The 24,622-nt window shown below is 50.1% G+C and carries 23 protein-coding genes and 1 pseudogene; 16 read left to right on the forward strand and 8 right to left on the reverse strand.

All coding sequences use genetic code 11. From position 1 onward, the window contains the following. Positions 1-31: 31 nt before the first annotated feature. From IEW70_RS05590 to IEW70_RS05600, 3 genes are read left to right on the forward strand one after another with little or no spacing between them, the layout of a single operon-like run. Positions 32-925 (forward strand): 3-hydroxyacyl-CoA dehydrogenase family protein, encoded by an 894-nt coding sequence (locus IEW70_RS05590; RefSeq protein WP_268234825.1) that lies wholly within the window; start codon positions 32-34, stop codon positions 923-925. Continuing rightward, entirely contained in the window at positions 922-2,121 is a 1,200-nt protein-coding gene (locus IEW70_RS05595; protein ID WP_188646939.1) for an acetate/propionate family kinase, read from the forward strand. Before IEW70_RS05590 ends, IEW70_RS05595 begins: the two co-directional genes overlap by 4 nt. Positions 2,122-2,177: 56 nt before the next feature. After that, on the forward strand, positions 2,178-3,356 hold the full coding sequence (locus IEW70_RS05600; protein ID WP_188646940.1) for a pyridoxal phosphate-dependent aminotransferase: 1,179 nt from the start codon (positions 2,178-2,180) through the stop codon (positions 3,354-3,356). 245 nt (positions 3,357-3,601) lie between these two features. On the opposite strand, the gene lexA is transcribed toward IEW70_RS05600, so the two are convergent. After that, positions 3,602-4,228 carry a transcriptional repressor LexA gene (lexA, locus tag IEW70_RS05605; protein WP_188646941.1) on the reverse strand — a complete coding sequence of 209 codons (627 nt, stop codon included), beginning with the start codon at positions 4,226-4,228 and terminating at the stop codon, positions 3,602-3,604. A 189-nt stretch (positions 4,229-4,417) separates the two neighbouring features. Here lexA and IEW70_RS05610 point away from each other — a divergent pair, with 189 nt between their 5' ends. Further along, a complete protein-coding gene (locus IEW70_RS05610) occupies positions 4,418-4,684 on the forward strand; it encodes a LysM peptidoglycan-binding domain-containing protein (RefSeq protein ID WP_188646942.1) in 267 nt (88 codons plus the stop codon). A 43-nt stretch (positions 4,685-4,727) separates the two neighbouring features. Here the strand turns inward: IEW70_RS05610 and IEW70_RS05615 are convergent, their stop codons facing one another. Continuing rightward, positions 4,728-5,189 carry a hypothetical protein gene (locus IEW70_RS05615; RefSeq protein WP_188646943.1) on the reverse strand — a complete coding sequence of 154 codons (462 nt, stop codon included), beginning with the start codon at positions 5,187-5,189 and terminating at the stop codon, positions 4,728-4,730. A gap of 764 nt (positions 5,190-5,953) precedes the next feature. Between IEW70_RS05615 and IEW70_RS05620 the strand changes: the two genes are divergently transcribed. Both IEW70_RS05620 and IEW70_RS17795 read left to right on the forward strand, forming a co-directional pair. Then, positions 5,954-7,036, forward strand: a complete 1,083-nt coding sequence (locus IEW70_RS05620; RefSeq protein ID WP_188646944.1) for an NADH:flavin oxidoreductase/NADH oxidase — start codon at positions 5,954-5,956, stop codon at positions 7,034-7,036. Between the two features lie 330 nt (positions 7,037-7,366). Then, positions 7,367-7,744 (forward strand): WGxxGxxG family protein, encoded by a 378-nt coding sequence (locus IEW70_RS17795; protein ID WP_229751839.1) that lies wholly within the window; start codon positions 7,367-7,369, stop codon positions 7,742-7,744. A 776-nt stretch (positions 7,745-8,520) separates the two neighbouring features. Here the strand turns inward: IEW70_RS17795 and hemY are convergent. The 4 genes from hemY to IEW70_RS05645 form a co-directional block, all read right to left on the reverse strand. Further along, positions 8,521-9,975 carry a protoporphyrinogen oxidase gene (hemY, locus tag IEW70_RS05630; RefSeq protein ID WP_229751840.1) on the reverse strand — a complete coding sequence of 485 codons (1,455 nt, stop codon included), beginning with the start codon at positions 9,973-9,975 and terminating at the stop codon, positions 8,521-8,523. Continuing rightward, positions 9,927-10,868 (reverse strand): ferrochelatase, encoded by a 942-nt coding sequence (gene hemH / locus IEW70_RS05635; RefSeq protein WP_188646945.1) that lies wholly within the window; start codon positions 10,866-10,868, stop codon positions 9,927-9,929. The genes hemY and hemH overlap by 49 nt, the downstream gene beginning before the upstream one ends. Before the next feature lie 9 nt (positions 10,869-10,877). Beyond that, positions 10,878-11,915, reverse strand: coding sequence for a uroporphyrinogen decarboxylase (gene hemE, locus IEW70_RS05640; protein ID WP_188646946.1), 1,038 nt, complete (start codon positions 11,913-11,915; stop codon positions 10,878-10,880). Between the two features lie 376 nt (positions 11,916-12,291). Continuing rightward, positions 12,292-13,371, reverse strand: coding sequence for a tyrosine-type recombinase/integrase (locus IEW70_RS05645; protein ID WP_188646947.1), 1,080 nt, complete (start codon positions 13,369-13,371; stop codon positions 12,292-12,294). A 494-nt stretch (positions 13,372-13,865) separates the two neighbouring features. On the opposite strand from IEW70_RS05645, the gene IEW70_RS05650 reads away from it, so the two are divergent. The 3 genes from IEW70_RS05650 (at position 13,866) to IEW70_RS18420 (ending at position 15,746) form a co-directional block, all read left to right on the forward strand. Further along, the gene (locus IEW70_RS05650) at positions 13,866-15,254 is read left to right on the forward strand and encodes an amino acid permease (RefSeq protein WP_188647075.1); all 1,389 of its coding nucleotides are present in this window, start codon (positions 13,866-13,868) and stop codon (positions 15,252-15,254) included. 70 nt (positions 15,255-15,324) lie between these two features. Then, the gene (locus IEW70_RS05655) at positions 15,325-15,540 is read left to right on the forward strand and encodes a hypothetical protein (RefSeq protein WP_188646948.1); all 216 of its coding nucleotides are present in this window, start codon (positions 15,325-15,327) and stop codon (positions 15,538-15,540) included. Between the two features lie 128 nt (positions 15,541-15,668). Next, complete coding sequence (locus IEW70_RS18420; RefSeq protein WP_188647076.1) at positions 15,669-15,746, forward strand: sigma 54-interacting transcriptional regulator; 78 nt, start codon at positions 15,669-15,671, stop codon at positions 15,744-15,746. A 21-nt stretch (positions 15,747-15,767) separates the two neighbouring features. On the opposite strand, the gene IEW70_RS05665 is transcribed toward IEW70_RS18420, so the two are convergent. Both IEW70_RS05665 and IEW70_RS18425 read right to left on the reverse strand, forming a co-directional pair. Beyond that, a complete protein-coding gene (locus IEW70_RS05665; protein WP_188646949.1) occupies positions 15,768-16,667 on the reverse strand; it encodes a LysR family transcriptional regulator in 900 nt (299 codons plus the stop codon). 352 nt (positions 16,668-17,019) lie between these two features. Continuing rightward, positions 17,020-17,214 (reverse strand): annotated as a pseudogene (locus IEW70_RS18425) (IS5/IS1182 family transposase); the annotation flags it as partial. Positions 17,215-17,479: 265 nt separating this feature from the next. Between IEW70_RS18425 and IEW70_RS05675 the strand changes: the two are divergent. The 7 genes from IEW70_RS05675 (at position 17,480) to IEW70_RS05705 (ending at position 24,499) form a co-directional block, all read left to right on the forward strand. Next, positions 17,480-18,685 (forward strand): M20 family metallopeptidase, encoded by a 1,206-nt coding sequence (locus IEW70_RS05675; protein ID WP_188646951.1) that lies wholly within the window; start codon positions 17,480-17,482, stop codon positions 18,683-18,685. Beyond that, entirely contained in the window at positions 18,682-20,124 is a 1,443-nt protein-coding gene (locus IEW70_RS05680; protein WP_188646952.1) for a YfcC family protein, read from the forward strand. The genes IEW70_RS05675 and IEW70_RS05680 overlap by 4 nt, the downstream gene beginning before the upstream one ends. Before the next feature lie 41 nt (positions 20,125-20,165). Further along, positions 20,166-21,884 (forward strand): M28 family peptidase, encoded by a 1,719-nt coding sequence (locus IEW70_RS05685; RefSeq protein ID WP_188646953.1) that lies wholly within the window; start codon positions 20,166-20,168, stop codon positions 21,882-21,884. Positions 21,885-21,896: 12 nt separating this feature from the next. Then, positions 21,897-22,088, forward strand: coding sequence for a hypothetical protein (locus IEW70_RS05690; protein ID WP_188646954.1), 192 nt, complete (start codon positions 21,897-21,899; stop codon positions 22,086-22,088). 88 nt (positions 22,089-22,176) lie between these two features. Next, positions 22,177-23,139, forward strand: a complete 963-nt coding sequence (locus tag IEW70_RS05695; RefSeq protein WP_188646955.1) for a site-specific integrase — start codon at positions 22,177-22,179, stop codon at positions 23,137-23,139. Positions 23,140-23,249: 110 nt separating this feature from the next. Next, on the forward strand, positions 23,250-23,411 hold the full coding sequence (locus tag IEW70_RS05700) for a hypothetical protein (RefSeq protein WP_188647086.1): 162 nt from the start codon (positions 23,250-23,252) through the stop codon (positions 23,409-23,411). A 140-nt stretch (positions 23,412-23,551) separates the two neighbouring features. Then, positions 23,552-24,499 (forward strand): hypothetical protein, encoded by a 948-nt coding sequence (locus IEW70_RS05705; RefSeq protein WP_188646956.1) that lies wholly within the window; start codon positions 23,552-23,554, stop codon positions 24,497-24,499. Positions 24,500-24,622 lie beyond the last annotated feature (123 nt).

The raw sequence follows: 24,622 nt of genomic DNA on the forward strand, positions 1-24,622 counted from the left end.
AGAAACAGGTTTTGCAGGAAGGGGATTAACGTTGTCCAATATTCAACACGTTGTGGTTTACGGCGGCGGTACAATGGGACAAGGTATCGCCGAACTTTTGTCTAAAAAAGGACTGGAAGTTACCATTATCGAAAAAACAAAAATTCATGCCGATCACGCTCAGCATCAAATCGAAACGAGTCTGGACAAGCAGTTGTCCAAATGGGGAATTACCCATGCGGAGAAAAAGTCTATCCTGAGCCGGATCGACTTTGCTGCTGATGAGTCCCCGTTAAAACATGCGGATCTGGTAATCGAAACCGTGACGGAAGACTTGGATGAGAAAAAGTCGGTCTTTGATCGGTGCGATCGTATGTGCCCGCGGGAAACGATTTTGGCCAGCAACACCTCGACACTGAGCTTGACTGAATTGGCAGCAGTCACCCGGCGGCCGGATCAAGTGATCGGCCTTCATTTTTTGCATCCGGTCACCCGGCTGGATTTGGTGGAAATCGTACGCGGACTGAAAACTTCCCAGGAAACTGTGGATGAAATGAAAGCCTTCTTGGACCGTTTGGAGTTAACCGGCGTGGAAGTGTTTGAATCTCCGGGTTTTGTGACGACCCGTCTGATTGTGACGATCATCAACGAAGCCATCAATACGCTGATGGAAGGGGTTGCCACCGCGGAAGATATTGACATAGCGATGAAACGTGGCTTCCAATTCCCCTACGGTCCATTGGAAATGGCCGACCGCTTCGGGTTGGATTCCGTTCTGGCTTCGATGGAACGCTTGTTCCGGGAATACGGGGATACCAAATTTCGTCCCTCTCCACTGCTGAAAAAAATGGTTCGCGCCAATCACTTGGGAGTAAAAACCGGGGAAGGCTTTTTCCATTATGATGAGGATGGAGATCGGATCGAAAAGGAGGGTCGGCTGCAATGAAGATTTTGGTCATTAACTGCGGCAGTTCATCGATTAAATATCAGCTGTTCAATATGGATACTGAACAGGTCCTGGCCAAGGGCCTGGTGGAGCGGATCGGTTCGGAAAGCTCCATTCTGACCCATAAAGTACCCGGGCAGGATGATTGGGTGGAAACAGCGGAAATCCTGGATCACCGCGAAGGATTGAATAAAGTGCTGGCCCTCCTGGTTCACAAAGAGCAGGGGGTTTTGCAAAGCGTGGAGGAAGTGGATGCCGTCGGTCACCGGGTGGTGCACGGAGGCGAGGATTTCGCCAGCTCGGTCCTGATCGACTCCGATGCTATTCGAGCCATTCGAAAGAACGTGGATCTGGCTCCGCTGCACAATCCGCCTAATTTGCTCGGGATCGATGCGGCACAGCACAATTTGCCTCATGCAAAACATGTGGCGGTTTTTGATACGGCATTCCACCAAACGATGCCCGATTACGCCTATATGTATGCGTTGCCCTGGGTGTTGTACCGGAAGCACAAGGTACGTCGTTATGGCTTCCATGGTACCTCTCATCAATATGTATCCCGCAGAGCAGCAGAGGTATTGGGCAAAGACGTGGAAGAGTTGAAAATCATCTCCTGCCACATCGGCAATGGAGCCAGCTGTACCGCGATCCAAAACGGAAAATCTGTCGACACCAGTATGGGCATGACTCCTCTGGAAGGGTTGATGATGGGAACCCGTTGCGGGGATATCGATCCGGCGATTGTTCCTTTTGTCATGGCAAAAGAGGAGCTCACCCTGGCTGAGGTCAACTCGATGATGAACAAACACAGCGGATTGCAGGGAGTAGCCGGTCACTCCGATATGCGGGAGATTGTGGAGGCCACTTTTAACGGGGATCAAGCTGCCCGGCTGGCGTTGGACATGTATACATACCGCATTCGCAAGACGATCGGTGCCTATGCCGCCGCTATGGACGGTGTAGATACGATCATCTTTACCGCGGGTGTGGGTGAAAATGCCTCGCTGGTACGGGAAAAGGTATGCAGTAAACTTACCTATCTCGGAGTAGAGCTGGACAAAGAGAAAAATGCTGACTTGCCCCGGGGGGAGCAAATTATCAGCACGCCGGAATCCAGGGTGACGGTGATGGTAATCCCCACCGACGAAGAGCTGATGATTGCCCGGGAGACACAACGCATCGCGAACCAACCATAATCACGCCGTTTATGTTACAATGATCTGTAAAAAGCGTGAGAGGAGATCCATCATCGATGAAATTATCCGATCGGGTCAAACAGCTGACACCATCGAAAACGATTGCCATTACCGCCACAGCCAAGGAACTGAAGAAACAAGGGCATGATGTGATCGTGCTGGGGGCCGGTGAACCAGACTTCAATACTCCGGATCATATCTTGGAAGCAGCGGAAAAGGCTATGCACGAAGGCCATACCAAATATACCCCCGCCGGCGGTATAACGGAGTTGAAAGAGGCGATTGTCAAGAAGTTTGAACGAGACAACGGCCTCCGCTATACGCCGGATCAGATTACGGTGACAGTCGGGGCCAAACACGCCCTGTACAATCTGTTCCAGGTGCTGCTCAACCCCGGTGATGAAGTGATCATTCCGGCTCCGTATTGGGTCAGCTACATCGAACAAGTGAAACTGGCCGGCGGCGTTCCGGTGATCATCGACGGAGAGGAATCCCGTTCGTTCAAAGTGATTCCGGAACAGCTGCGTGGTGCTGTTACGGATAAAACAGTGGCGTTTTTGTTGAACAGCCCCTCCAACCCGACCGGTTCCCTTTATTCGGCTGCAGAATTGCAGGCGTTGGGCGAGGTCTGTCTGGAACACGGTTTGACGATCGTTTCCGATGAAATTTATGAGCATCTCATCTACGACGACGGGGAACAGCATGTCAGCATTGCCAGCCTAAGTGACGCCCTTTATGAAAACACGATCATTATCAACGGGGTATCCAAAACCTACTCCATGACGGGCTGGAGGATCGGTTATGCGGCAGGGAATGCCCAAGTGATCAAAGCGATGACAGGCCTGTCCAGCCACAGCACCTCCAACCCGTCTTCGGTGGCGCAATATGCGGCTCTGGCCGCCCTGGATGGTTCGCAAGAACCCGTGCGCACGATGCGCAAAGCTTTTAAAGATCGCAGGGATTATGTGGTGCGCCGCCTGAATCGGATCGAAGGGATCCGGTGCGAGACACCGAAAGGTGCATTCTATGTGTTCGCCAATGTGAGCGAAGCGATGAAGAAGCAAGGCTACGGCACTACAGATGACTGGGTGAAAGGGTTGCTAGAACAGGAGAAAGTGGCGATGGTGCCGGGTTCCGCCTTCGGGTTTGACAGCCACGTGCGCATTTCCTACGCCACATCGATGGATCAACTGGAAAAAGCAATGGACCGGATTGAGCGGTTTGTTCAAGGCTGATTGGATATTGAAGATAACTCCTCCATCCTCGGATGGAGGAGTTTCTATTGTAAAGTACATAGCTAATGCAAAGCGCTAATCTGCCATTTTCACTCCTCCAGCCACTGAAATAGGGAATTCAACTTATTGTGGTTAAGGTAATATACGAATAAGAACAAATATTCCCTGGTCACGATCCGGGTTCAGGATTTAACCGGATTGTCCGTCCGACAGAAAAACCAGCCAACATCAGTTGGCTGGTTTGTTTATATGACTTCCCGAAACAGGCCGATCACTTTGCCCAGAATCGAAACTTCCTGCAACAAAATAGGGGCTAGTTCGTCATTTTCCGGTTGCAAACGAATGTGGTTGCGTTCTTTGTAAAAGCGCTTGACCGTTGCTTCGTTGTCCGGCGTCATGGCGACCACGATATCACCATTTTCTGCTGTTTGTTGCTGGCGCACAATGACATAGTCACCGTCCAGAATGCCGGCGTTGATCATACTGTCCCCCCGTACCAATAACAAAAATACAGACTCATCATTACCCACTAGTCTACGGGGAAGGGGGAAATACTCTTCGATATTTTCTACAGCGGTAATGGGTTCACCAGCCGTCACTTTCCCGACTAGCGGCACCATGACAGAATCCGCGGCAGGCCGGGCAGCGGTTTCCGATTCATCATGTAAGATTTCAATGGCCCGGGGTTTCGTGGGATCACGACGAATAAGTCCTTTTTTCTCAAGGCGGGCCAAATGTCCGTGCACCGTAGAGCTGGATGCCAAGCCTACAGCTTCGCCGATTTCCCGCACAGAGGGAGGATATCCCTTCTCGCGCACCTCTTTTTTTATGTAATCCAAGATCGCTTGTTGCCGCTGGGAAAGTTTTATCAAGGGATTCATCTCCTTTCGGTCCTATGTGAGGCAGACCTGCTCCCCAATCCGTATTTTCTCCAGTATACACGATGGGAAACAAAAACACAAACATAGGTTCGAAAATTCCGATTGACGGAACATATGTTCTGGAATAAACTGTTTGTACAGGGCATAGCTTGTACAAAAACAGAAATGAGGGTGAAGCTTGTGGATTGGAAAATGTGGTGCTCGGGTCTTATTGTATTTCTTTCTTTGACGGGGTTCTTATTTGACGGAAGCGGCGAAGCAGATTTCGGCTCCCTTAAGGTGATCAAAGTTCATCCAGGTGACACCTTGTGGGAAATCGCCCAAGCGGAAACGGATTCCTCGCAGGATGTACGCGAAGTGATGACTATGATTCGAGAGATCAACCAGTTGGAGAATACCGAATTGCATCCAGGCCAGACCTTGAAAATACCAGTAAACCCCGAATAAATCAAAAGCCCGCCAATATGCTGGTGGGCTTTTGAAGCGACGGTCATCTGTACTCGATATAGGTGATCTCTTTTTTTATCTCTCCCAACCCTTCCATGGCATGTAAAACTATGACAGGAACGATATCATCCTTGGTGGTATCTGAGAGCGTGATGTTTACCAATTTGATGTCATGATAGATGAAGGAGAAGTCGATTTGATGGTAGACATCCCGGGAGTTAATCTGTAGGTCGATTTTGCGCAGCTCTTCGCTCAGCTTGTTTAGTTTGCGAATAATCTTGTGTTTGGCTTCTTTGTTCAGTTTATAGTTGGAATAATGTTCAATGGTGGATTTGTATGTATCCGATATCTCTCCTATAACGGACTGGCCCTTCAGCGCTTTAAACTCATCCACATATTCTTGTGTTTTATATGCTTGGTAATAAGTATGACCGCCCAGCGTGATGATCACTACGATCAGATAGATGGTGGCTGTTCGCAAGCTGTTTTTCCACTGGAATTTCACGAGTCTCCCTCCCGGTATGTACCCCTGGTAGTACATATATATGGACAGGGGGGGAGAGATATGATGCTTGATTTTTTACTCCATTTCCGGGTTCTCGCAGATCACGAACCTCACCTGGTGGGCGCATTTACCCAGAATTGAACAAGGTGCCTTTTGATTTATCCGTTTGCACCGATCACGACGACTTTCCGCCCCACACGCCTTTTCAAATTGTACAACCCACCCTCAAAACCACTCAAAGCTGTCCGGAATAATTATAGATAGTGAGCGGGAAAACCCAGCCCTTTAGGATTGGGATGAAAGTGAGCGCCGGGCCGGGAGGGTATAAACCCTCTCGTAAGTCCGACAAGTATTTTTTGGTATCTTAAGATACGAGCGGAAGCACGTTATAAGGTTGGTAGGAGGAATCCGTCCTGCCGTAAAATGATTCCTGTCAAGTAGCCGATGGAGGCTCAGCATTTCTCAGGCTCGGAGGTAGCCTTTGGTAGAGGGTAGTGGGTTGCCGTACCCAATGATCCGAGAAGCCCACGGCGCCCGAAGGAAGTGCCCCTGGGGTGCATTAGCCGTGTGGAGCAAGTCATAAGTTTATCTCCTTAAAAAGGGAAAATATATATCAACAGCCCTTCCTCCTTCTCCGGGGGAGAACGAAAATAAGCTTATCAATGGTTACCGTACTCTCCCCTGTAAGATGCATCGACGATTTCATGATGGAGGGATATAATAAAATGGATCTTTCGATCAACGAAATAAGGAGCGGATGAGAGATGAGCCAGCATTTGTTTTCGCCTTTCTCTATGAAAGGAATCACACTGCGGAACCGAATCGGGGTTTCGCCGATGTGTCAGTACAGCGCCGAGGACGGAACTCCCAACGATTGGCACCTTGTCCATCTGGGCTCTCGGGCCGTCGGCGGAGCGGGACTGATTATCGCCGAAGCGACGGCCGTAGAGGCCCGGGGACGGATCTCTCCTGAAGACTTGGGTATTTACAAGGATGAACATATCCCACCCTTCCGCCGGATCACGGATTTCATCCGGAAACAGGGGGCCGTACCCGGCATTCAGCTGGCCCATGCCGGACGAAAAGCTTCTACATACAGCCCCTGGAAGCAACGGGTTTCCGGGGTGGCGGTTCCTGACGAAGACGGGGGCTGGGAAGTGGTGGGGCCTGGAAACACACCTTTTTCCAAAAATCACCGTATCCCCAGGGAGCTGAGCCCCGAGGAAATTGCGGACATTCAAGAATCATTTCGGTTGGCCACTTTAAGGGCCCGGGAAGCGGGATTTGAATGGATCGAATTTCACGCCGCCCACGGTTATTTGGCTCACAGTTTCTATTCGCCGCTGTCCAACCAACGAACCGACCGTTATGGAGGCAGCTTCGACAACCGGATCCGCTTCGTGCTGGAAACCGTCCGGCTCATGCGGAAGGAATGGCCGGAGGAGCTGCCTTTTACCGTTCGCCTCTCTTGTTCCGACTGGGTGGAAGGGGGATGGACCCTTGAAGATTCCGTTGACCTGGCCAAACGGCTGAAGGAGGAGGGAGTCGATCTGATCGACTGCAGTTCCGGAGGAAACATCCCCAAGGCCCCCATTCCGGTGGGAGCCGGCTACCAGGTTCCCTTTTCGGAGACCATCCGGCATTCCGCAAAGATCGCCACGGCCGCCGTGGGACTCATTACCCATGGAATGCAGGCCGACGATATCATTCGAAACGGGAGGGCGGATCTCGTTCTGTTGGGCCGGGAGATGTTGCGGGATCCCTACTGGCCCCTCCGGGCGTCCCAGCAGGTTCACCAACGGGATGCGGTTCCTGTTCCGCCGCAATATGAGCGGGGTTGGAATTAATGGCTCCAAGGAATACATCAAGCGGGAGGAATGCTTCCTCCCGCTTCTTTTTTTGCATTTTCTCCTTTTGGAAGATCGATGACGACGCAAGGAACATTCTCCATGGATAACTGGGTATAAACCATGTGATTCTGTCCATACGGATATCAAAAGTAACGCTTGTCATGCATGTTTCCAGCGTTCATCGGGCAATTTATCTGTATTCCTAAACCCACTAGTAGTTGTATTGCGAACACTCTTTTCTCCCGCTTTGGGGGCTCCCCTATTCGGGTGCATCTTTTTCCTCTTGCTAATGTTGTTGTGTAAATCTGTTAAGACGGAGGACAAAATATGGCTGGTAACCAACAGAAAGAACCGATGCACTACGACGAAGTATTTTCGGTGTGGAAGTGCGTTAGGTTTACACAAAAATGGATCGTATCTATCACGGTAGCGCTGATACTTTCATTGGGGATACAAGCGTTTCACATGTACCCTCAAGCCGTTGCTGCTATTGATGTAGACCGAAATGGTCCGATGAATAATAATCGAAGTGATCGGATCTTGAATCAAAAACGGCAACAATATTATAACTACAACGAACGAAATGTATCAAACACCGTAGATGCCGGCATTAACAACAATGATACCAACTGGGAGTGGATCGGGCTTCTTGGTTTGTTAGGTTTGTTGGGACTTCGCCGACGTCCGGTAAAACCTCAAAAATAACAGTGGTAAAAAAAGAGCAAAGTGCATAAACCCAGGGCAAGAATTTAAAACGTAATAAGGGGCTAGCCTTGTGAACCAGGTGAGAGGGCGGTGTTAAATAAACCTTAATCCTCATTGAGACTCCACACGGCTGAAGCCGTGGGATTCTTGGGTAGTTAGCGCCCTCAGTCCATTTCTGTTTCGGACAACTCCCAAGTTCAGGGCTGTCTCATCAGCCCATCCCATGCAGTTAGAAATGTACCCACATGGGCGGCGTACCTGTTACCAGTACGCTAGTTCCTCCATCTCACTCTCAAGGTTTTACCCAGTAGGAGAGATTGGTTCGCTACTGGAACCCCATACCATGACGTTTACAAGGAACGAACCCACTACCCGTGGGATGAGCACCGCTCATACGTTCGATTATACCCAGTATTGGTTGCTCTTTCCACCCGAAAAGGGGTGTTAAGCAACGCTGCCTTTCAACCCACGATGAAAACCGCGGGCTTTCAGCCGGCACTTTCTGTAAAATGAGGTTCTTACAAAAACCCCCATCACCATTGATGGGGGTTTTTCACAATTTTTTAGTCATATCCGCCAACTTTTCATGCGGGTGACTTCTCCGGAGTCTTGCCTGGCCTTGGCCTCATCGGGTCAGGGTAGAGGGTTCCGATCTTGCCCCTACAATAACTTCAACTTTTTTAAATCCGGATGGAGCCTTCGGGGAGAGGAGTAGGTGGCTCCCCTCTTTGATCCGAGAAGCTCCCGGCGCCCGCAGGAAGTGCCCTTGGGGTGCTTTAGCCGAGGGGAGACGTCTCATCAAGACTCTGCATCACTTGTTCTGCTGCCTGTTTTCCTTGTTGAATACAGTCCGGCAAGCCGATTCCCCGGTAGGAAGAGCCTGCGAGAAACACACTGGGAAGACGGGTGCGGAGTTGAGTTTCGAGGCTGCGCAACCAATCCGCATGCCCGACGATATATTGCGGCATGGCTTGTTTCCAGCGGGTAATCCGGCTGAAAATCGGTGAAGAACGGATTCCCATGACATGTTGCAAGTCCTTTGTGACTCGTTTGATGATGACATCATCCGGTTCGTCTACTATGGCGTCATCCCCCGCCCGACCTACATAGCAACGAAGTAAGGCTTTTCCTTTTGGAGCGGTATGCGGCCACTTTTTATGGGTCCAAGTACAAGCAGTGATCGTGGCGGGCTCTCGGCGCGGCACGACAAAGCCGGTCCCTTCATAAGGAATACGGACGGCCTCTTCATTATAAGCCAGCAGTACCGTTGCAACGGAAGTGGAGGGTACATCCCGACGGTGTTGCAGAAAGCCGTGGCGAGGGAAAGCCTTCTCCACTACAGCATGGGGAACAGCCATCACAATCAGATCCGCTTGGTCCTTATGTCCATCTTGAAAAGTTATTGTATACCCGGTGTTTTCCTGGACGATTTGCCCCAATCGGATCCCTTTTTGGATGGATACATCATGAAGCTGTTGTTCCAATGCAGCAACCAGGGATTTCAATCCCTTTTTCAGTGTTAAAAACATTCCCAACGGCTTTTGATTCCCTTTGGTACGGGGGCGCGTCTGTTTAAGTCCCAGGATCAAACTCCGGTATTTTTGCTCCATCTGAGCAAATTGGGGGAAAGTGGCTTGCAGGCTGAGCTGATCGATGTCCCCGGCATAGATCCCGGACAACAGAGGCTCAATCAGATGGTTGACCACTTCATCCCCTAGCCGGTCCCGGAAAAAACGGCCGACCGAAAGGTCTGTATCCGTTGCGTGGCGGGGGAGAAACAGATCTCCCGCCGCCCGCAGTTTACCGGTCAAGGAAAAGAGCGGCGTCGTCACAAAGGGGGAAAGCCGGGTGGGAATGCCCATGACAGCCCCTTCGGGAATGGGGATCAGTTTTCCTTGATGTAGGATATACGCTTGTCCCGTATGATTACGGACCAAATCATTCTCCAATCCCAACTCTTTTACGAGTTGCACACCCGCCTGCTTCCGAGCCAAGAAAGAATCTGGCCCTTTCTCCATGACAAAACCATCGTGAACTTCCGTGTCAATTTTTCCGCCCAACCGCGTTTCTGCTTCAAACAGGGAAATCTGTGCAGAAATGCCGCGATCCCGACAGGCTTTTTGTAGATAAAAGGCGGCGGAAAGGCCTGTAATGCCCCCGCCGATGACAGCGATTCGTTTTTTTATTGATTGACTTCCGACCATCTTTTTGTCACCACTTCTGCCAGGCATTGGATAAACTCCGGTTTGGCATTGGGCATCTCCGGCCGATAATAGCGGACACCCAGCTCATCTGTCACCATTTTACATTCAACATCGTTGTCGTACAGCACTTCCAGGTGATCTGCCACAAACCCGAGGGGGCAATAGATAAAGGAGGTATATCCTTTTTCCCGATAGAGATCCCGGGTTAAATCCTGCACATCCGGACCGAGCCAGGGTTCCGGCGTATTCCCTGCGCTTTGCCAGCCGATTGTATAATGGGGGATGTCGGCCGCTTTCGCTACCAGCTTGGCTGTTTCCTCCAATTGCTGCGGATAGGGATCGCCTGCTTTCAAGATTTTTTCCGGCAAACTGTGGGCGGAAAAAATGACAACCGCCCGGTCCCGTTCCCCCTTGGGGATCTGGCGGAAGGTTTGTTGTAGTTGTTTTGCCCAGTAGTCGATAAACTTCGGTTCGGTGTACCAGCTGTCTACGGAATGAATCCGAGGACCGCCCAACTTCTCCGCTGCTTGATGCGCCCGCCCGTTGTACGATTTGACGCTGAAGGTAGAGTAGTGAGGAGCCAATACGAGGCTGACGGCATCCTCGATCCCATCTTGATGCATTTGCTGGACGGCATCCTCGATGAATGGATCGATATGCTTCAAGCCGAGATAGCTTTTGAACCGGAGGTCTTGATGCATCTCGTTCAATCTCTCTTCCAGTTTTTGTGCCTGTTCCTCGGTAATTTTGGCCAAAGGAGAGATGCCGCCGATCGCCTCATACCGGTCTTTCAAGTCTTGCAACTGATCTTCCGGAGGGCGGTGGCCCCGCCGGATATGGGTATAGTAGGGTTCGATGTCTTCCGGTTTACGGGGTGTGCCGTATGCCATCACCAACAATCCCACAGTTTTGGCCGCCATATTGTCACCTCACTGTTGCGAGTATTCATGGATAAAGGCAGTCAGGCGCTGCAGCGTTTCTACTTCTACCTCCGGATAGGTGCCGTGGCCCAGGTTGAATATGTAACCGGGTTGCTCCATGCCTTGATCCAGGATCGCTTTGGCCTTGGCTTCAATGATTTCCCAGGGAGCCAGCAACAAGGAGGGGTCCAGGTTGCCTTGCAGTGTTTTTTCGATACCCATTCTTCGCGCTTCAGTGATGGAGGTCCGCCAATCCAGCCCGATAACATCCATTGGGAGCCGGTTCCATTCTTGAAGCAGATGACCGGTGCCGATTCCGAAGTAGATGGTGGGCACATCGGCGAGTTCCTTGAGTCGGCCAAAGATCGTGTGCATCACCGGTGCCACATAGGCCCGATAATCTTCTGCATTCAACGATCCTACCCAAGAGTCAAAAATTTGAACCGCCTGGGCTCCTGCATCGATTTGCGCTTTCAAGTAGGCAACGGTCATCTCTCCCAACTTGTCCATCAGCGCTTGCCATGCTTCGGGTTGGGAGTACATAAATCCTTTGGTTTTGTGATAGTTTTTCGAAGGACCGCCTTCAATCATATAGCTGGCCAGCGTAAAGGGTGCGCCGGCAAAGCCGATAAGAGGGACATGCAGTTGATCCCGCAACAGGCGGACAGCTTCCAATACAAAGGGGACGTCTTCTTCTGGGTGGAGCGCTTTCAATTGGGTGACATCCTCGATGCTGCGAATGGGATTGTCTATGACCGGTCCCACGCCGGAACGTATCTCGACATCCACGCCGATCGGCTTGAGAGGAGTCATAATATCCGCGAAGAGAATGGCTGCATCCACTCCCAGCTGCTCTACCGGCAAACGGGTTACTTCCGCGCATACTTCCGGGGTCTCACTCATCTCAAAAAAGGAGTACTTTTCCCGGATCTTACGGTATTCCGGTTGATATCTTCCTGCCTGGCGCATGTACCACACCGGGACATGAGGGACAGATTCCTGACGACACGCCCGTAAAAATGTATCATTAAACCCTTGTTTCGTCATATGTCATACCCCTTTCCTACAGCCGGCCATTGCTGCTTCTTTTTTTATTCATTAATACCATATCCTTTTCCAAGAGCGTTGGACAGGGGAAGAGTGAAACTGTCATGAAATCTCCCTGAAGAATAACACCCAAGCCCTTAACAGTATAGCCGAAAATAATGAGATAGTCTCTTTTCCTCCTTGAAAATCGAACACACATTCTTGTTTTCCTTCCTGAAAAAGGAATGTGCTATCAGACGGACGGAAAGGGGGTAAAGAAAGGAAGATCTCTTCTCAGGGGTGAAATCCTTCGGATGAAAAAAAGAGCCCCATACAAACGAAATAAGAGGCTCTTTTTTTCAAGAGGGATCTGTTATTTTTTACATAAAATGGGTATTCAACTCCACCCCAGCCGATCCAACGCTTCGTCCTTTTCCGAGTTGATCACATGGGTGTAGATTTGTGTGGTCTGGATGCTGGAATGACCCAGAATCTCTTGTACCACCCGCAAGTTTTCTCCGTTGGACAACAGCAAGGTTGCCAAGGTGTGGCGTAGTTTGTGGGGAGAAATGTTGGCCGCTTTGGGCGGAAGGCTCGCTTCCCGGGCATATTTGCGTAGTGCTTCATAGACGGCTTTTCTGCTCATGCGGGTTCGGTTTTTATTCAGGAAAAGAGCATCTTGGTGCTCTTTGGGAACTCCATCCCGGGGGCGCTGCTTCATATATGCTTCCAATGCAGAGCGGGCCGTCTGGTTTAACTTCAGCATGCGTTCTTTTCCGCCTTTGCCCAGTACCACTACCCGGAGGATCCCTCCGTCCAGCTGGATACTGTTCATGTTGAGCCCCACCAGTTCAGATACCCGCATTCCGGTATTGAGAAACAGCAAGAGGATGGCCCGATCTCGGTATTCTGTCCATGAAGCACTTCGTTTTTTCTTTTGATGGTAGGAAGCGACTGCTTCGATTAGGCGCAAGGCTTCGTCCCGTGTGAGAAATACAGGGACTTTGGTTTGGTTGCGGGATCGGAGAGTAGCATCTTCATATTCTTCCATGGGATCCCGATCCAACACACGGTTTTTCACCAGGAAACGGAACAATGAACGAAGAGAGGCTTGCTTTCGCCGTTTGCCCGCCCGGGTGTTTTCCCGATAGTGGGTACGTTCCACCCATTCTTCGTGTATGAAACCGGAAGCAGGGTCTTTTTTACGTACCTTGACCCAGACTTTCCGCTCATATCCATTTTCGATGTGACGGAAGAAGCTTTTGATCATGCGGGAATCAATCTGATGGAGATCGCTGCCTTTGGTATCGAGGTAGTCGAAAAATAATGCGAAGTCGTATGCATAATTGGCGATGGTCTGCTTAGACCGCTCGGCAGAGATCATTTCCAGGAAAAATTCCTGTACTTCATCCGGAAACCGGAGAATGATCCGGTTGATACTTTCCGGCAAGCGGCGGGAGAAGAAGGTATCTTGCAACAAGATCACTCCCTGATGATTTTGTTACGTATTATAGATATATCACGGAACCTAGGAAAATACTATATATAATAGGTAGAAACTCGGCAAAAATACAAAGGCAAAAGCGGAATGGGGCTTAAAGCCGGTTTATGACGACTCTGGATCGAACGTATATTCGTTATTCAAGAACTTGGCATCCTAACTTCCGATACGGTACTATTATCGGAAGTTAGGAAGAGGAGGGTTTCTCCGCTTGATAAACCCGGATTCTGGACAAAAGAGGAGAGAGGGCTTGCCTCATCGAAGTATAAATAAATACTTCTTTGTATAAGTATTGATTTTAATATCAATAAATTATATAATATTCTATTTACATTGACATCTGAGTGTTTGAGCTTTATCATGTATTTAGACTTTTTACAACCAAGACTGAAACAAGAAGAAGGAAGGTGTTGTCATTGCATTCATCGGATCAGGGCTTGCAGCGCTCCTTGAAGAGCCGACACTTGTTTATGATCGCTCTTGGCGGAGTTATTGGAACCGGATTCTTCCTGAGCTCAGGGTTTACGATCGGACAGGCAGGTCCCTTTGGGGCGGTCATCTCCTATCTGATCGGCGGCTTGGTTATGTACTTGGTTATGCTTTGCCTCGGTGAACTGGCGGTCGCCATGCCTGTATCGGGGTCGTTTCAGGATTATACGACCCGATTTATCGGACCGGCGACAGGTTTTACGGTGGGGTGGATGTATTGGTCCAATTGGGCGATGACGGTTACGCTGGAGCTGATCTCCATCGGGATATTGATGAAACGCTGGTTCCCCGATGTATCTATATGGGTTTGGTGCCTGCTATTTGGTGCGATCCTCTTTTTTGTAAACGCTTTATCGGCCAAGAGTTTTGGGGAAGTGGAATTCTGGTTTGCCAGCATTAAAGTTTCGACGATCATCGTGTTCATTGTCCTGGGCGGTTTGGCCATGTTCGGGATGGTCCCGTTAAAAAACGGGGATCCAGCTCCTTTCTTCCATCATTTCACGGAGGATGGCCTGTTCCCGAATGGTGTTGGTGCTGTGATGCTGACCCTGTTGGCCGTCAACTTTTCTTTCCAGGGAACGGAACTGATCGGTGTCGCCTCCGGTGAGACCCAAAGTCCGGCTAAGACGATCCCACGGGCTATCCGCCAGACGGTCTGGCGCACCATTTTATTCTTCGGACTGGCAATGACGGTGCTGACCGCGTTGATTCCATGGAAGAAGGCCGGGGTGACGGAAAGCCCCTTCGTCTTGGTGTTTGATCAGATCGGCATTCCTTATGCGGCGGATATCATGAACTTCGTCATCTTGACGGCGCTTCTGTCGGTTGCCAACTCCGGTCTGTATGCGACGACCCGGATGTTGTATTCGCTGGCGCAAAATAACATGGCGAGCCCGTGGTTCTTAAAGGTGAATAAGCGGGGTGTACCGTTTAACGCTCTTTGCGTCACCATGGCCATTTCCATGCTGTCCCTGTTGACCTATAAGTTTGCAGAAGATACGGTTTACCTTTGGCTTCTGTCGATGGCAGGTATGTCAGCAGTCGTTACATGGATGTCGATTCCCGCCTCCCAGTTCTTTTTCCGTCGGCGGTATCTGGCTCAAGGCGGCAAAGTCGAGGATCTTAAATTCAGAACCCCGCTTTATCCGTTCGTTCCGATCCTCGCTTTCATAGTCAATCTGGCAGTACTGGTAAGTTTGGCTTTTGACCCGGATCAGCGTATCTCGCTGTATTGCGGTATTCCGTTTATGATCGGTTGTTATGTCGTCTACTATTTCTTCTTTCGGGACAAGTTCCCTTCGAACCATGAGGAAGTTGTGGTTCAGAAAAAAGAAGTTGTTCAGAAAGAGCAAAAGGTTATCAATCAGTGAAAAAAACCATTGACTCATGGAAACACCAAAACTGTATGAGGCAGAAGAAATACCTTTAGAAGAGAAGATTATGACTGCTAAGATCTTTGATATCAGTGGTGCAGGATGGACGTGGTACGTAGTGGAGGCAGAAGAGAAGGATGGAGATGTTGTTTTCTTTGGATACGTAAAAGGATTTGAAGAGGAGTGGGGGTATCTTAAAAAAGTGGAATTCAATGGGATCCCTGCTATTGAGAGAGACCTACACTGGACAAAAAAGAAGTTCAATGAAATTGACAAGATCTAAGGCCGGGAAATCTGGCCTTTATTTTTTAAATCCAGCGAAATAAAGGAGAATCTGACCAAATAAATTGATATAAAAGTGATATCATCTTTTGTTGACAATCTTAAGACAACGGTGGATCATCCGTTTGTCTGATCGGGGAAAGTGGAACGGGGAAAGAACTGGTGGCTCGCTATATCCATAACGTCAGCTCCCGTGTCCTTCTATAACTTCTTGGCACTGTAAGCTGTTCATTTCTGAAAATCGTAGCCCTTCATGAACTGCACAAACCGATCTACCACCGTGAACTGCAAGGTTGCCTCCCTGTATAGCATCCACGTCCTACGCTTGATCGTTTGGCCGTCCTTCAGCGTCAGATCAACTGTATGCAAGCCTTCATTCGGTCTGACAAAAGCTTTTGGAATGATGGTATACCCCAATCCCAACTTCACCATTTCCTTGCAAGTTTCATAGCTGTCCACCTGCATGGTGATCGTGGGTGGCTCCCGGTATCTTTCATGCCACCATTGGTCGATAGCGTGGCCCAGCGAAAAGGACATCTGATCTCCCAGCTTCAAGGCCTGCTTGGGTGCCCGATAATTGATCCGCGGCAAGGACGGCAACTCTTCCAGATCCAGCTCCTCTGTGGATACCAGGCAGATATTTTCCTCATGGATCAGGTGTTTTTGATCCAGCCATTGAAACTCTCCCCGGATTATGCCCACCTGTATCTCTTCCTGCAGCAGCATGTTAAAGATCTCCGAGCTGAAGCCGGTATCCACGTGAATTTGCACGTTGGGATACAGATTCGGAAAATTCTTGATAATCAAGGGGAGTTCGTGCTGGCCAAAGTAGATGGAAGCACCGATCCGCAGTGTTCCCTGCACTTCCCCCTGCATATTTACAATATGGTCTTTTATATCACGCAACTCGGCCAGCATTTTGTAGGCATAGGTGACCAAGTACTCTCCTTCTGGGGTAAATTTGATACGTTTCCCTCTTTTCATAATAAGTGGCACTCCAAACTTTTTCTCCAACTGCTGTAGGCGATAGGTTAAAGCCGGTTGCGTCATATACATACGCTCCGCTGCTCGCGTCAAGCTTTTTTCCTTATGGAGTGATTGCAGCATCAGCCAGTCCTTTTCGTCCATTTGAATATCCCCTTTCAACTTCTTTCTGAACCGACGGACGGATTCTCTTCCCATACTTATAACAAAAGGTTTCCAAGATCAATAAAGGACCGCGAAAGAATATCCTTAAAACGATTTTAACAATAAATATAAGGACTTACGCCCCAAAAATTATATACTTTCAGTTATGGAAAAAAAACGCCCTTTAAGAGACCACTGCAAAAGTGGGTCTCAAATTGGTGGAAAACAGAGCTGAATCAAAAGCCCCCTAAAAAACCTGGATGAGCAGGAGAGGGCTTTGGCACGAGAAGCTGAGTCATTCGCTTGACATTGGCCGTCCCAAACAGACCCCAGGATCGCGCTCGGGTCAGGCCTAAAAACCGTTTGAGTCCGCATTCTTATGTTCCACCCGGGATCTTGCCCGGATTCGTTCGCGGTACTCTTGGGTCTTTATGTATGCAATCTGTTCTTCATGTTCCGGGGACAGGATACGGATTCCGTAGGTTTTGCTCTTGGCTCCTTCCCGGTAACACCCGTCCCGCAACGGACAGCTTCGGCAGGTGGTGACGTCAAAGTAGAAGGTCCAGCGTTGGTTTTTCCCCTAGTTTTTCTTTCCGGTGCGCGCTTTTCGTACGCTCCAATTTTTGCAAGTTAAACATTCAAATCGCCCCTCCTAATCGGTATTAAACTTACATTTATAACCTATAAAAAAATTATGGTTAAAATCTAAAATATTTTAATTTTACTTATAGAAGTACAAACCATACAATGAAGGTGTACTAAACTTTATATAAACTTCGAAATATTCGGACATTCAATTGGGAGGCTTTCTCATGAGTATGGAGCACATTTCGCCGGACAAACTTCGAATTCAGCAGGCCGTGGATGATCGGGACGCCCAACTGCGCGATATCGCCCTGACCATTCACGCAAACCCGGAGCTCAGCTTCCACGAGAAAAAAGCGGCAGAGTGGCTGACGGCACCACTTCAGGAGGCTGGATTTGAGGTGGAACGAGGCATAGCTGGTCTTGAAACAGCTTTCCGTGCCACCTGGGAGGGAAGAGCGGGCGGACCGACGATCGCGCTTCTCGCCGAGTACGATGCGTTGCCGGAAATCGGTCATGCCTGTGGCCATAATCTGATCGGCACCTCTGCTGTAGGAGCGGCCTTGGCCCTGAAGGATGCAATCCCAGATCTACCGGGACGAATCGTTGTCCTCGGGACACCGGCCGAAGAGGATGGCGGCGGGAAAATCATCATGTGCGAACAGGGCGTTTTCGACAACGTGGATGCCGCGATGATGTGCCACCCGCACAAAAGCACGATGGTGCTGCGCGGTGCATTAGCTTGTGTCGACGCTACCTTTAGCTTCTATGGAAAGCAGGCCCATGCTTCTTCCGCGCCGGAAAAAGGTATCAGCGCACTGGATGCGATGATCAATGCGTTTGTTGCTATCAATTTTCTGCGTCAATTTTGCAAAGAGGACGTGAGGATTCATGGCATTATTACAAAAGGGGGAGATGCGCCCAATATCGTGCCGGATTACTGCGAAGCGAAGTTTATCATCCGGGCAGCCACCGTTCGGGAATTGCGTGAGCTGACAGAAAAAGTGTACACCGCTGTCCGACATTCCTCCGAAGCGGTGGGAGCACGGACAGAAATAAAGGAAGGCCTAGTGTATGCGGAGAGAAACAACAATCGGGCACTCGCCTCTTTGTTTGCGGGAAATCTGGAGGCGATGGGAATCGAAGTGAGCGAACCGCCAAAAAAAGGGGGAATTGGTTCCTCCGATATCGGCAACGTGAGCCAAGTGACGGCTACGATCCATCCGTACATCAAAATCACCGAGGCTGGCACCCATACCTCGAAGTTTGCGGTGGCGACTGCTTCAGAGGATGGGTTGATCGGGATGAACCGTGCCGCCAAAGCGCTGGCGATGACCGCGTATGATCTGTGTGCTGACCCGGAGGCGCTTCTCCAGGTACGCAATGAATTCGAGGACTGGAAGAAAAAACAAGCAGAGGAGGTAATATCATGAGCGCACATTCCCCCAATCCCGTTGTCCCCAGTTCCGACCGACCGACATCCTTTTGGCGCAGATACTTCAAGATCCCTCACACCTTCGTTCTGTTGGTGATCCTGACCCTGATCGCAACAGCGCTTACCTATTTGGTGCCTGCCGGCGAATTTGAACGGGAAAAGGACCCCGCTTCGGGAAACACGCTGGTGGTACCCAACTCCTATCATTCGGTGGAAGCGAACCCGATCAGCCTGGTGGAAGTCCCAAGGGCGATTGTAAAGGGACTGATTGACGCAAGCGATATCGTCTTCTTCGTATTTATCATCGGCGGAGCGTTTCAAGTCATTACGGCAACCGGGACCATTGAAGCAGTCACGGGCAGAGTGGCGAGGACCTTTTCCAAACGGGGAATCCTGGTTATACCGGTGTTTTTGGCACTATTCTCCGTCGGCGGTTTCACGATGGGCATGTCGTCGGAAGTGATGGTGTTTGTCCCGTTGGGAATTGCGATTGCTCGATCACTTGGTTACGATGCACTGACGGGAACGGCGATGGTTTCGCTCGGCGCTTCGATCGGCTTTACATCCGGGTTGATGAATCCGTTTAACGTTGGGATCGCTCAGGTGATCGCTGAAGTGCCGATGTTCTCCGGAATGTGGATGCGCGCGCTCCTGTTGCTCGTACTACTCGTGATTACCAGCTGGTACGTGATCCGTTATGCGCGAAGGGTGAAAAAAGCCCCAGCGAAAAGCATTGTCCACAATCTGGAAGGGGAGTCTACCGACAGGAAAATGGATCTGACACAGATCCCGGGACTGCAAGTAAAGCATATTTTAACTGTTTTGACCATTGGGGCCAGCTTTGCACTTCTGATTTGGGGCGTTTCCAAAAAGGAATGGTGGATGGAAGAATTGTCCGCCCTGTTCCTTACCATGGGTGTGGTGTCCGGCTTTTGTGCCGGCTTTGGTCCGAGCCGGATTGCAAATGAATTCGTCAAAGGGGCGAGTGCCATTACTTTCGGTGCGTTTATCATCGGGATCGCGCGCTCCATTCTGATTGTGTTGGAACAAGGGAACGTGATTGACACCATCGTTTTCGTCTTGTCCAATGCAGTAGGCCACTTGCCCGGTTCGATCCAAGTGCTCGGCATGTACTTCTTCCAAACCATTATGAACGTATTCATCACCTCTGGTACAGGACTAGCTGCCACCACTATGCCGATAATGGTGCCCTTGTCTGATTTGCTCGGCGTTACGAGGCAAACCAGTGTATTTGCATTCCAGATGGGGGACGGATTCACCAACATGATTCTCCCGACATCGTCTGCATTGATGGGGAGCTTAGCCGTTTCGGGAATCACCTACCAGCAATGGGTGAAATTCATGTGGCCACTCATGATTCTCTGGGTGACCACGGGTGCTGTTTTCGTCATCATCGCCCATATGATCTCCTACTAGTCGGCAGAATGAATATAAAAGCAAAGGAGCGGGACGGGACCATGGGGAAAACAGAAGCGGATCGCGCGCGGCGCGATTCGCTGCTAAGCGCCATTGACCGCGGGCGGTTGGACAGGCATGTGCGGACTTTGTGCCAGTGGGATCGGTTGACGGGAGAGACAGGAGCCGAACGCGCCGTTGATTTCATTATTGAGAAGCTGTCCGAGTACGGAATCGCTCATAAGCGGCACCGGCTGGAGATGTACTGCAGCGACCCCATTCATGGGGAGGTCCGGGTACAAGCTCCCGAAGCGTATACATTGCATGCGAAGGCGCGCTCATTCTGCAAGCACTGTCCGGACGGGATCATCGGGGAAGTGGTGTACGACCGGTACAGCAAGGGAGAACCGCTCAGTCCGCGGGAAGAGGAAGAATGGCTGCGGCAGCTGACGGACAAAGTGGTGCTTTCCTGGAACTATTACGAGGATTATGTGCAGAAGCTGGAACAGGTGGGAGCAAAGGGCTTGATCCATATCTGGCCCACTCCTGAGGCATTTATTCATGAGGATACCGTAGGTCCAATCTGGGGAACCCCTACGCCTGAGAAAGCACATACTCTGCCGAAAATTCCCGTGATCGGACTGACGCATCAGGATGGGACAAGGCTTTTGGAGCAGGTGGAGGAACAATCGGTCACCGTATTGGTCAAAACAGAAGTGCGCACGGGGATCAAAACGGTAAGCTTGCCTGTGGCCACGATTCCGGGTGAAACAGACGAATACATTCTCTTGTCTGGCCATTACGATTCGTGGCATATGGGAGCAACGGACAATGCGGTCGGTAATGCCTTATGCTTGGAAGTGGCCAAGGTGTTTGCTCCCTATGCGGGCCAACTGAAACGTGGAATCAAAATCGCGTGGTGGCCGGGGCACTCCAATGCGAGATACGCGGGATCTGCCTGGTATTGTGATCACCATTGGCTTGACCTCAACAAAAACTGCGTTGCCCACATCAACGTCGACTTCCCCGGAACACAGGGCGGGGTAAAGATGGTTCCTCGATCGACCGGCATGGAAGACCGTGAATTTCTGCGAGATATTTACGTAGAGATTACCGGTGAGGAACCGAGAAAATGGGCATTTCCTCCAAGAGGAGCCGACCAATCTTTTTGGGGTGTGGACATTCCTATTCATCTGGGAATTAAGTACGAACCGCTGGAAGGCACACCGATATGCAGCCCCGGCTGCGCCGGTGGATGGTGGTGGCATACGGAGGAAGATTTGTATGACAAGGTGGATCTGGATTTGCTCTACCGGGATACAAAACTCCATGTCGCACTCATCCATGCCCTTGCAGAGAGTAAGTGTTTACCGATTCGGGTCCTCCGTTTTCTGGAAAAGGGAAAACAACTCCTTTGGGAAATGGACCGGCATTCGGATGAGGAATTTAATTTTGGCCCAATTCTTCAGGCCTTTGATGCCCTTATCGAAAAGTGGCAGAAGCATAAAGAAAGGCTCTCGTTACAGCAGGATGCATTCGATCGTCTGCTTAAAACGCTGGGGGGAAGTTTGAATCGACTCATGTTCTCTTATTCAAGCCCTTATGACTATGACAATACGTTTCCATTCGGACCGTTCCCCGGCTTGCATCAGGTGAAGTACACCTATCGGAACAACACTCCCCCCGAAACCTTCTTGTTCAGGAAGACGTATTTTGTCAGGCAGCGGAATCGAGTGGTTCAGGAGATCCGCACATTGATAGAACGGTTAGAAAATACGTAATGGAGGTCCTAATTGGGACAAACCGTAGAGGTTCGCTCACGCAATACAGGTAAAAAAGAAGACATCCTTGACAGCCTTTCAAAGATCATGAATAAATCGGAGAACCTGAGGGGCGTGGATCAAAGAAGCAGCGGAAGCGAGTCAGCTTTCGCTGCTTCTTTGGTAGATGCAATAGAGCTGCCTTCTTCTGCGTATTCCGGGTAGGCCTAATCGTGCTCTATACGATGGCGGCTTGGTTTTCTTTTCCTTGCTGTGATTTAATAAAAGATAGAACACTATGGAGAGGTGAAACATGAATTCCTTAACATCACAAAACGGAGAACTCTCCACCGAGTTACATGAAGTATTGGAAAAAGCTCGGAGGTATACAGAACAGTCCAAAGCGGCCAATACCACAAAGAGCTACCGCGCAGACTGGAAGGATTTTACTGACTGGTGCCGGGAGCGGTCCTTAAACCCTTTACCCGCCGAACCTCAAACGATTGCTCTCTATCTTGCAGATTTAGCAGACCGGAGGAAAACATCGACATTACAACGCCGGATTTCTGCCATCAGTCAGGCGCACCAAGCGGCCGGATATGACTCTCCGACAAACAGCTATATGGTTCGAACGGTGTGGGCCGGGATCCGCCGCGCCAAGGGGATGTATCAAGAGGGAAAGGATCCCGTTCTTATTGAAGATTTGCGGTCGATGGTGAATGCTTTGCCGGACACCCTCACAGGAAAGCGGGATCGGGCGCTTTTGTTGGTGGGATTTGGCGGCGGTTTTCGCAGATCAGAGCTCGTAGCGATCGACAAAGAAGATATCCAAATGCTTCCCCGGGGGATGGTGATTCAGTTGCGCCGCTCCAAAACTGATCAGGATGGGAGAGGAGAGAAGGTGGGCATTCCTCGCGGCTCCCGTCCGGAGACCTGTCCCATTCGCGCTTTGGAAGAGTGGCTGGCCGAATCCGGTATTGATTCCGGGCCGATCTTCCGCCCGATCAATCGGCATGGCCAGGTGCGTAATCGACGGCTGACCGATCGATCCGTTGCTCTGATCGTCAAGAAAGCGGCAGAGTCGATCGGGTTGGATCCCCATCGCTTTTCCGGTCACAGCCTACGCGCCGGGATGGCCACATCTGCTGCTATGGCCGGGAAAGATGAACGGTCCATCATGAAGCAGACCCGCCACAAATCAACCAATATGGTACGCAAATATATCCGGGACGGTGAGTTGTTTAATCAGAATGCCCTCTCGGATATTGGTTTGTAAGGATCCGGATTCCCCTGAACTCTGGACCGGACCCGACTGTTGGACGAATCATAATAAAAGCACAATCGGGACAGATTAAGGGCAAATCGTATACATAGGAGGCAGGATCCATGTCCCAAAAGAAAGCGTTAGACAACAATGGGCAAAGGGAAATGAAAGTTCCCGGCGGTGAACACCGAAATGGAAGGCTGAGTCAGATCAAAAACCAATCCATCGAAGAGGAACCCTATCCCGCCGAATATGTGAATAAAAAAGAAGATGAATCAACGTAGGCAAGCACCCCAAACGGGGTGCTTTTTAAAAGGTGAAATTTCCAGTTTATCATTCCTCTACCTATTCTTTATCTTCCATTCAAAGGATTCTCCCTCTTCGTACAGAAATTTTTACAGCAAAGATCGAGGAGGGGATTTGAATGAAGGGAATTCGGTTGGGGAGTATGTTTGTCCTATTGGTTTCCATTATGTTTTTTTGCAGATTTCCTGTAAAAGCCCAGGCGGCCAGTGATTTGGATCTGGCTTACCGATGGGCGCCGGTCCATTATCAGGATACGGATGATTCCGATGCGGATGTGGACTATTTGACTGCAGTCGATTATGACGGGGATTGGAATACGCAAAACAACTGGGAGCACCAAGATGACGATATCCATTGGCTGAAGGGCACTGTCTATTACTCCGTTACCGAAACTTCTACACACTGGTACCTGGTATACAGCTTCTATCATCCGCGGGATTGGGTGGATTATCCGGATTTTGGTCTGGATAGCCACGAAAACGACATGGAAGGCGTTATGATGGTGGTGCGCAAGGACGGTAGCCCATACGGGAATTTGGAAGGCATGGTGACGGTGTCGCACCTGGACTTTTACTCTTACACACCGGTAGGAAGCCCCTTGACCAGCGGCAACGAAAATATAGATGGGGCCGTGCGCATGATTACAACAGGGGATGATACGCGACCCGCCACCTTCCAAGAAGCGAAAGGGCATGGCCTAAAAGCATGGGATGGTGCTGATTTCCCGGGAGGTGACGGGGTCGTATACTATCCGGACAAGTATGAAGGAGAAGTGCCTTCCTCCGGTAATGACCGGAGCGTGAAATATCGCTTGGTGGATACTTTTGCAATAGGAGGACTGTGGAGCCATCGGAACGATCCCCAAACATTTGCTGCCTGGGGTACATTCCTCGGGGACAACGGAAAAGATAATGCTGCTCATACCGCCTGGGCATGGGATGATCATGATGACGGCCCAGTATACGCAGGGGAAATGGCTGTCGATCCGGCCCATCTGACAGATGTTTATTTTGATGGATTGGGAAACTTTAGGACGGCATATTTACGAAATGGATATGTAGAATAGTTCATCGTTCTGTAAAGCGTTTTTAAGTCAACAAAATGACTTGAGAATCAAAGCTCAAGTCATTTTTCTGTTTTTTGTTGGGTAGATGGTACCGAATTAACTCATTCTCTGCCCTTATTTGGG

Origin of the sequence: Marinithermofilum abyssi (assembly GCF_014641195.1) — a bacterium.
Lineage (GTDB): Bacteria > Bacillota > Bacilli > Thermoactinomycetales > DSM-45169 > Marinithermofilum > Marinithermofilum abyssi.

Excerpts from the sequence above, each read along its gene's own strand:
- IEW70_RS05695 (WP_188646955.1), top strand. The coding sequence starts at position 22,177 with ATGAATTCCTTAACATCACAAAACGGAGAACTCTCCACCGAGTTACAT.
- IEW70_RS05680 (WP_188646952.1), top strand. The coding sequence starts at position 18,682 with ATGAGCGCACATTCCCCCAATCCCGTTGTCCCCAGTTCCGACCGACCG.
- hemH (WP_188646945.1), bottom strand. The coding sequence starts at position 10,868 with ATGGCGGCCAAAACTGTGGGATTGTTGGTGATGGCATACGGCACACCC.
- IEW70_RS17795 (WP_229751839.1), top strand. The coding sequence starts at position 7,367 with ATGGCTGGTAACCAACAGAAAGAACCGATGCACTACGACGAAGTATTT.
- IEW70_RS05665 (WP_188646949.1), bottom strand. The coding sequence starts at position 16,667 with ATGGACGAAAAGGACTGGCTGATGCTGCAATCACTCCATAAGGAAAAA.
- IEW70_RS05595 (WP_188646939.1), top strand. The coding sequence starts at position 922 with ATGAAGATTTTGGTCATTAACTGCGGCAGTTCATCGATTAAATATCAG.
- IEW70_RS05620 (WP_188646944.1), top strand. The coding sequence starts at position 5,954 with ATGAGCCAGCATTTGTTTTCGCCTTTCTCTATGAAAGGAATCACACTG.
- hemE (WP_188646946.1), bottom strand. The coding sequence starts at position 11,915 with ATGACGAAACAAGGGTTTAATGATACATTTTTACGGGCGTGTCGTCAG.
- IEW70_RS05600 (WP_188646940.1), top strand. The coding sequence starts at position 2,178 with ATGAAATTATCCGATCGGGTCAAACAGCTGACACCATCGAAAACGATT.
- IEW70_RS05675 (WP_188646951.1), top strand. The coding sequence starts at position 17,480 with ATGAGTATGGAGCACATTTCGCCGGACAAACTTCGAATTCAGCAGGCC.
- IEW70_RS05705 (WP_188646956.1), top strand. The coding sequence starts at position 23,552 with ATGAAGGGAATTCGGTTGGGGAGTATGTTTGTCCTATTGGTTTCCATT.
- IEW70_RS05655 (WP_188646948.1), top strand. The coding sequence starts at position 15,325 with ATGACTGCTAAGATCTTTGATATCAGTGGTGCAGGATGGACGTGGTAC.
- IEW70_RS05685 (WP_188646953.1), top strand. The coding sequence starts at position 20,166 with ATGGGGAAAACAGAAGCGGATCGCGCGCGGCGCGATTCGCTGCTAAGC.
- IEW70_RS05700 (WP_188647086.1), top strand. The coding sequence starts at position 23,250 with ATGTCCCAAAAGAAAGCGTTAGACAACAATGGGCAAAGGGAAATGAAA.
- IEW70_RS05650 (WP_188647075.1), top strand. The coding sequence starts at position 13,866 with ATGATCGCTCTTGGCGGAGTTATTGGAACCGGATTCTTCCTGAGCTCA.
- hemY (WP_229751840.1), bottom strand. The coding sequence starts at position 9,975 with ATGCCTGGCAGAAGTGGTGACAAAAAGATGGTCGGAAGTCAATCAATA.